Origin of the sequence: Microbacterium sp. B19, from assembly GCF_000333395.1 — a bacterium.
Classification (GTDB): domain Bacteria; phylum Actinomycetota; class Actinomycetes; order Actinomycetales; family Microbacteriaceae; genus Microbacterium.
This window is the reverse complement of sequence record NZ_BADA01000475.1, coordinates 1-1,275: the sequence shown is the minus strand read 5'-3', so window position 1 is coordinate 1,275 and position 1,275 is coordinate 1. Positions and strand designations below refer to the sequence as shown.

The 1,275-nt window shown below is 72.2% G+C and carries 2 protein-coding genes; both read left to right on the top strand.

The genetic code is table 11. From position 1 onward, the window contains the following. Positions 1–102: 102 nt before the first annotated feature. A complete protein-coding gene (locus I5G_RS16635) occupies positions 103–540 on the top strand; it encodes a MarR family winged helix-turn-helix transcriptional regulator (RefSeq protein WP_022880072.1) in 438 nt (145 codons plus the stop codon). Then, positions 537–1,275: MFS transporter (locus tag I5G_RS23130; RefSeq protein WP_239642562.1), on the top strand; the 739-nt coding region annotated here is incomplete at its 3' end. The genes I5G_RS16635 and I5G_RS23130, both read left to right, overlap by 4 nt.

The following is a 1,275-nucleotide window of genomic DNA, read 5'->3' as shown; positions in this document are numbered from 1 at the left end:
TGCCGATCACGATGTTGCCCGCGAGCCCGCCCACGCCGAAGGCGGCGAGGAGCCGGTCACCGATATCGACAGGCGAAACTGATCAGTTTAGACTGACGACTTGTGCCCCCCACTCCTCCTCCCCCCACCCCCGCACAGACGGCCGTCGACCTGTGGGCGACCGTCGCGCGGCTTCTCCGCCGGATGCGCGAAGCGGGCGCCGACGACGACCTCACGCCCTCGCAGGCCTCCGCGCTCGCACGACTCGGCAAGGGCGGGGTGTCCACGGCGAGCGCCCTGGCCGGCGCCGAGCGGGTCCGACCGCAGTCGATGGCGGCGACGGTCGACGCGCTGGAGTCGGCCGGGTTCGTCACGCGCACCCCCGACCCGTCCGACGGGCGGCGGCAGATCATCGACCTCACCGACGCGGGGCGCGCCCGACTCGTCGGGCAGCGCGAGGCCGCGGCGGAGTGGCTCGAGCACGCGCTGTCCGAACTCGATCCGGACGAGCTCGCCACCGTGGCATCCACGATCGCGATCCTCGGGCGCCTCCTCCCGTGACGTCGCTCCTGCGCCGCACGGCTCCCGCCGATCGGTTCGACCGGCGCCTGCTCGCCCCCATGATGGTGGGCACGATCCTGAACCCGGTCAACACCGCGATCATCGCGGTCGCCCTCACTCCCATCGGGATCGCGCTGGGCGCCCCGGCATCCGAGACGGTGTGGCTGGTCTCGGCGCTGTACCTCGCCACCGCGATCGGTCAACCGCTGGTGGGCCGGCTCGTCGACGTCTTCGGCGCGAAGCCGCTGTTCCTCGTCGGCGCGGTCATGGTCGCCGCGGGCGGGGCGATCGGGTTGTTCGCGCCGGAGTCGCCCGAGAGCATCTGGTGGCTGGTTGCGGCCCGCGTGATCCTGGGGCTCGGCACGTGCGCCGGGTACCCGGCGGCGATGCACATGATCCGCGCCGAGGCCGAGCGCACCGGGATGGCGTCTCCCGCCGGCATCCTGACCATCCTGTCGGTGACCACGCAGACCACCGCCGTCATCGGCCCGACGCTCGGCGGTCTGCTGATCGGCGCGTGGGGCTGGCGCGCGACGTTCGCAATCAACATCCCGTTGGGGCTGATCTCGCTGCTGCTCGGCGCCCTGTTCTTCCGCGCCCACACCGCGATCGAGCCGGCGCCGCACGAACGGCCGCGCATCGACGGCGTCGGGATCGCGCTGTTTCGCGGTGGCGATGCTGAGCCTGCTGGTGTTCCTGCAGAACATCGGGATCGCCCTGATCTGGATGCCCGGG